The sequence below is a fragment of the Zavarzinella formosa DSM 19928 genome (assembly GCF_000255705.1).
GTDB lineage: Bacteria > Planctomycetota > Planctomycetia > Gemmatales > Gemmataceae > Zavarzinella > Zavarzinella formosa.
This window is the reverse complement of sequence record NZ_JH636439.1, coordinates 1579184-1584797: the sequence shown is the minus strand read 5'-3', so window position 1 is coordinate 1584797 and position 5614 is coordinate 1579184. Positions and strand designations below refer to the sequence as shown.

General features: G+C 59.9%; 9 protein-coding genes. 4 read left to right on the top strand and 5 right to left on the bottom strand.

Features of this window, described 5'->3' with window-relative positions:
* Nucleotides 1–759 (top strand): hypothetical protein (locus BGIM_RS49175; protein ID WP_193788947.1); only part of this gene is annotated, 759 nt, incomplete at its 5' end.
* Here BGIM_RS49175 and BGIM_RS0107435 read toward each other — a convergent pair.
* Nucleotides 751–1047, bottom strand: coding sequence for a hypothetical protein (locus tag BGIM_RS0107435; protein WP_029629824.1), 297 nt, complete (start codon nucleotides 1045–1047; stop codon nucleotides 751–753). The genes BGIM_RS49175 and BGIM_RS0107435 overlap by 9 nt on opposite strands.
* A gap of 20 nt (nucleotides 1048–1067) precedes the next feature.
* The gene (locus BGIM_RS0107430) at nucleotides 1068–1466 is read right to left on the bottom strand and encodes a hypothetical protein (RefSeq protein ID WP_029629823.1); all 399 of its coding nucleotides are present in this window, start codon (nucleotides 1464–1466) and stop codon (nucleotides 1068–1070) included.
* 121 nt (nucleotides 1467–1587) lie between these two features.
* Here BGIM_RS0107430 and BGIM_RS0107425 point away from each other — a divergent pair, with 121 nt between their 5' ends.
* Nucleotides 1588–2100 carry a hypothetical protein gene (locus BGIM_RS0107425; protein ID WP_020469163.1) on the top strand — a complete coding sequence of 171 codons (513 nt, stop codon included), beginning with the start codon at nucleotides 1588–1590 and terminating at the stop codon, nucleotides 2098–2100.
* Nucleotides 2101–2157: 57 nt separating this feature from the next.
* Here BGIM_RS0107425 and BGIM_RS0107420 read toward each other — a convergent pair whose 3' ends face one another.
* Entirely contained in the window at nucleotides 2158–2529 is a 372-nt protein-coding gene (locus tag BGIM_RS0107420; protein ID WP_020469162.1) for a hypothetical protein, read from the bottom strand.
* A gap of 258 nt (nucleotides 2530–2787) precedes the next feature.
* Between BGIM_RS0107420 and BGIM_RS0107415 the strand changes: the two genes are divergently transcribed.
* Nucleotides 2788–3735 (top strand): DUF1559 domain-containing protein, encoded by a 948-nt coding sequence (locus tag BGIM_RS0107415; RefSeq protein WP_020469161.1) that lies wholly within the window; start codon nucleotides 2788–2790, stop codon nucleotides 3733–3735.
* 439 nt (nucleotides 3736–4174) lie between these two features.
* Nucleotides 4175–4399 carry a hypothetical protein gene (locus BGIM_RS0107410; RefSeq protein WP_020469160.1) on the top strand — a complete coding sequence of 75 codons (225 nt, stop codon included), beginning with the start codon at nucleotides 4175–4177 and terminating at the stop codon, nucleotides 4397–4399.
* Nucleotides 4400–4403: 4 nt separating this feature from the next.
* On the opposite strand, the gene BGIM_RS0107405 is transcribed toward BGIM_RS0107410, so the two are convergent.
* Entirely contained in the window at nucleotides 4404–4781 is a 378-nt protein-coding gene (locus tag BGIM_RS0107405; protein WP_020469159.1) for a hypothetical protein, read from the bottom strand.
* A 508-nt stretch (nucleotides 4782–5289) separates the two neighbouring features.
* Nucleotides 5290–5614: hypothetical protein (locus BGIM_RS0107395; RefSeq protein WP_238537552.1), on the bottom strand; the 325-nt coding region annotated here is incomplete at its 5' end.

Here is a 5614-nt window from a genome sequence, read left to right as displayed (position 1 = left end):
GCCCTGGGGATGTTCTTCGGCGGACCGGCGGGGACGCTGTTGGGAACGCAACTCGGGGAGGCCATCGGCCGGGCGGCCGGGCCGGCCGCCGTCAAGGGGTTCGAGGCGTCCGGGGCGGACATCCTGATGGCTGACTTCCTCAAGAAGAACAAGCCCGGCGACGCCGGCGGCTTGAAGGCCCAGGAGAAGGAGGACTTCACGTTCCGGCACAAGAACGACGCCATCGTGGCGCAAATGAAGAAGGATCTGTTTGAGCGGAACAAGGCGATTTTCGAGGCGCAGGCGGAGGCCAACTTCAAACTCTACACCGACATCAGCCGGGCCAACAAAGCCGTCTTCGACCAGTTGGACCGGATCGCCTTGAAGGAACTGGAGAAGTCCGAGGCCGCCCAGACCCGGAACCTTGAGGACCGCATCTCCAAGCTGAAGGAGATCGCGGACGTCAAGCCGGTCGATTTCGGACACCTGACCGCCCAGACGGTTTTGGCGGGATCGCAGGAGGCCCAAAAGATGATCGCCGAATCGCAAACCCGGGCGATGGGCAAGCCCCAACAGGACGCGGCCGAGCAGGCCGCGAAGGTGGCGAAGGACCGGATCAAGGAACTGGAGGCCGAAGTGGAGGAAGTGAAGTCGCGGGCCGCGCTGCGGGCCGAGGCGTTGGAGGAAAAGCAACTCAAGATCCTGGAAAGGCAACTGGACGAACTTAAACTGTTCAACCGCAAGCCCGGCCAGGAGATCAATCTCATCCCGTCAGGCTGACGGCGCCCGGCCCGCCTTCCCCGGACAGTTGGCGGTCATGTAAGCGATCAGTGCGGCCTGGTTCTCACGGGCGTCGGCCTTCCTCATCGTCGGCCGGACGGACCGGGAAAACGTGCCCGGCTTCACCGGAATGCCGCCGGCCCGGTAAACCGCCTCGATCAGTTCGCCCATCCGCTCGTTCTCGATCAACGGGCCGTAGGGCTCGCAGTCGTTGAGAGCAACATAGCCGAGCCACTCCATCGAGGAACAGGTTTCCGCAAACTCGCCTGGCGTTCGGCCCGTCGCCATCGCCGTCCGGAACAACAGCCTTAGCTCTGGGTCGTCCCGGACGGCGATTTTCCCTCGGTCACCGCCTTTTCGCTCATGCCGTTGAAGTCGAGGATTTCCGCGGTCAGCAACTCCGCCGCCCGTCCGCTCAACACCCGCTTCAACTCGGCGAGATCATCGGCCTTCTCCGCGTCGAACGCCGGCGTCCCGTCCTCGTCGCACAGGGACAAGGCGATGGTCCGGGCTCCGATGGCTTGATACTCCCTCGACCTGGCCTGCGGATCGGCCAGTCCGGCCGCCTCCGCATACCATCCCTGGATTCGGAGCCGGTCCGCCAGGCTCAGCAGGCGGATCGGCAGTTGGCCGCCAAACTCGTCGCCGGGAATCTTGACTGTCTTGATCAGTGGCCGGGCGGCCACCATTCGGTTACGAAGGCTCATGTGCGTTGGGGGTCGTGGAGAATCGGGTCCGGGTGTCCGGCGCCGGACACTCACGCCTGACCGTAGTCGTCCGGCGCCGGAAGACTACGGTCACAACAAACCATTCCCGAGGGACGACAAGATGGCCAAAGATGTCCGCTACCTGACCGAGAATTACAACACCCGCCTGAAGGAACTCATCGCCGCGATGGGACAGGGGGCGGTTCCGCAACCCCAGACGCCGACGCCCCAACGACTGATCGCGGTCGTGAAATGCGGGGACTATCAGGGAACTCTGCCGGAGGGCGGGCCGGCCTATTACGCCTGCTCGGACATCCAGGCGGTCAACTCGGACGGGGTGTTCGAGAACCTGACCTCCGATGTCGGCTGGCTGGTGTCGGCGGGCAAAGCGACGCTGGCCCCCGGCAAGACCTGCCTGGCCGTCGCCGGTCCGTTGTGGTCACCCGATCCAGCGACGGTGGAGGCCCGGACGATGTTCATTGCCGCCTTCGATGAAGGGGCGAAGATCGCCCGCATTCCCGACCCGGCCACGCTGGACGGGGACGGTTTCGCGGACGGGTACATTCAGGAATGGAACGGGCCGGCGAACAGCGACCATCAGGACGGGCGGGCCATCAAGGTGCAGTTCTTGTGATGAGGGCATCGGACTGGTGAGTGGTGAGTGTCCGGCGCCGGACACTCACGTGTGATCTTACTCGACGTTCCTCAGCAACTGAATGATCCACGGGGCCAACTCGCGTTCCTTTTTCACCATCTCATTGACAATCCGCTGGCCTTGGAAACGTTCCTCCGGGGCATCCCATTGACACATTTCGGCCTCGCTCTGGCATAACGTCGCGTCTCCCTCGGCCACATCGTCCAAAACATCCGCGAGTTTTTCCCATTCAACATTCACGCCCGCAGCCACGGCCGCCCGCCGGAGCGTTCCGACAATGTGAAAGCACGCTTGGTAATTGATTGTCCGGGCGCGTTCGCTCTCCAGCGTTTCAATGCGTTCGGCCAGTTCGGACACCTGCGCGCTCAGGTCGGCCGTTCCCTCTTCAAGATCTTCGGGCAAATCCATGATTGTCTCCCTTTGAAAATCGGATGTTTGATTTCAACGTGCGGGCGTTGTTGTTGCCATGTCGGATGTGACAAACCTTCCAACGCCTCGGAACATTCGCAATCCCTCGGGTGTCCGGCGCCGGACACCCGCTCGGGAGAGTCCGTCACAGCTATTTCCATAAATGTGCTTTCGCGTGCCGGCCTCATCGGGCATACTGTCTGCGATGGCCTCTCCCGCCATTCCCGCATCCTCGTCATTTTTTTGGGAGAGTCATTGATGCTTTTGGGATCACCCCGCCGAAAGGCTTTCACCCTCATCGAATTGCTTGTCGTCATCGCCATCATCGCCATCCTGATCGGCCTGCTGCTGCCGGCGGTGCAAAAGATCCGCGAGGCCGCCAACCGGATGAAATGCACCAACAACATGAAGCAGTTCGGTCTCGGCTTTCATAACTATGAAAGCGCGAATCAGGTGTTCCCGCCTGGATACATCGCCAACAACAGCACCTTCAACGGGGTGTCGGACAACAGCGAAGCCTCCTGGGCCTACTTCATCCTGCCTTTCGTCGAGCAGGATTCACTCTACAACACGGTCGATTACAGCATTGTGCGCACCAACAACGGGTTCGGTTCGAGCGCTTCCCAGACGGCGGCGGTCCGGACGACCCGGATATCCATCATGACGTGCCCGTCGGATGATCCGAACGCCGTGTTCGCCTTTGGCGGGGGTTACATTCGCGGCAACTATGACGCCAACGGCGGGATCGGGCCGCAAATCTCCCCCGCGCCAAACGGCTTGGATCACACTGTCCAGGGCGTGTTCTACAACGTCAGCAAGACGCGCGTCGCCGACATCACGGACGGCACCAGCAACACGGCGTTCATGTCCGAGGTGATCAATCCCAAGGGGGACGACATGAGAGGGGTCCGCGGTTACCCCGAAGGGCCGATCTACCAGCACAACAACACGCCCAACAGCGGGACGGATAACGTCCGGTCCGGTTATTGCGTCAGTGATCCGATGGCTCCCTGCACGGCGACTTACACCGCGTACAACAACCGTTCCATCATCCTGACCGCCCGCAGCCGGCACACGGGCGGAGTGAATGTGCTGCTCGGGGACGGCTCCGTCCGCTTTGCCAAGAACTCTGTCAGCCTGGCGGTCTGGAAAGCCATTGCCACCCCCCAAGCCCAGACGGGCGAATCAATTGACACGAATTTCTGACCAATGGCGGGCGAGGTGGAAGACTGCGGATTGACAAGCCCGATTGGCCGGCAGGACATGGGAAGCCGGAAAAAGTGGCCGGGCGGTCCTGAACGACCCCCGGCCGTGGCGACCCACACTGCCAGGCGATCACATGATACATTTAGCCGGTTGAGGCGTTAGGTATCCATGAGTGTCCGGCGCCGGACACTTAATCAGAATGTCCGGGGACGCCCCCTAAAGCGTCCCCGGACGACGCCGATTCCCGCTGGATCGGTGAAGAAGATAGAAATAAGCGAAACGGCGCGAGTCCACGAATTTCGCGGGATGGGATAATCATCGCACAACCAAGTCGTGAAGGAGACGACGCCTAGAATTAAAAGTGTCGCGGGCTCATTTTGCGGATACTGGTCTGCCTACCCTTTCCGTCGGTCATCCTTTTCATCCCCGGGAAAATCTCATGCCAGACAATGAACTCGCAATCGCTTACTCGCTGGACGCCAACGGCGAGCCGGTCAGGGGCGCGGAGTACCTTCGACTGGTCGAACTCATGAAATCGGGATGGATCTTGGTTGATCTGAAGAAGGCGCATTCAGAAGGGGCGATGACTTACACGGCGACGCTTCGACGGCCGATGATTTTTAACCTTGGCAGTTTTGAAAGAGACGGCGACACGGGCGGGTGAAATGTCAGGCATGGGATAGGATTTTCTTGACAAGACCATCGGGGAAACCGGCAAAGGTTCCATCGGTTTGACGATGGATAATCACCACATAACCGCGAATGGTGGCTGTTTTCCAAATCGCCTTGCCGGTGAGGTCTGCCAGCAAATCAGCCGCACGGAAATTGATTCGACTTGCGGCATCGGATTTGGATTTGATGCCCAGAGGGTCAGGGATGTAGGCGGTCACCACTCCGGGGAAGTCCATGAATTTGACCACATGCTGATCGTGCGAGACGGAAAGCGGGCGGTTCAAATCATAGAGGATGATCTCACCGTCTTGAAGTTTTAGTTCAATGGTCTGGATGAGATCGGGGGTGATGTGGTAGCCGGTGATGCGCGGCAAAATGACCCCTTGGGGTGTGTTGAAAATGTGAATTTAGGAACATGTTCCAATGTGAACATGTCAGGACAATTCCGACTTTCTCAACATTTAAACCGGAGAGGGGATGGTGTCCATCCTCTTGTCATCCCAGTCGTGGCTTCCGCCTCTCCTGACCGCCGGAATTGTCACGGCCGCGATTCGCGCATCCTCGGACTCGGTGGCCAAGCCGGACGCCTGACCCTCGACAATGCCCTTGACGATGCCAGGTTATTCACGGAATAGAATCTCGCGTTTTTGCCGATTCCTTTTCTCGCACGTGCGAAAGGCGGACCTGCGCAGGCCAGGGGGGTTATCGGAATCTGCGCCGGGCACCGGACACCAAAACGGTATTTGTGTTGCAAATCATGTTTTGCCCGGCCGGAGCGCAGGACTCCATCGGCCCGGCCTTCTAATGGCGGGCATGGAAGAATGCCAATCCAACCGTTCGCAAGAGACAAAATCAACGTAAAATCTCGGATGCACAAGCCCATTACGAGGACTTGCTTTCACAATCGTTGTACGTTGTCGGCACGTACAACGTGTTGCCGCTGAAAATCCTGGATGTGTCAAGTTCGGTCCCGCCCCAAATTGAGAGCTTGCCGCCGATGGACACCTTCGTGCCGCCGGTGTAGCTGAGATCAAAGGTGTCGGCTCCGGCCTCCCCGTACAAATTGACCGCGCCCCCGAAATAAGTCGCAATGCCCGACGGATACGAGTTGTCGGCGTCGGCCTTGAACATGTCGGCCCCGGCCCCCAGGCGAACCGTTGTCAGGCCGAAAATGCTTGAGTCGTCCGCCGTCACGACGTCATCGCCG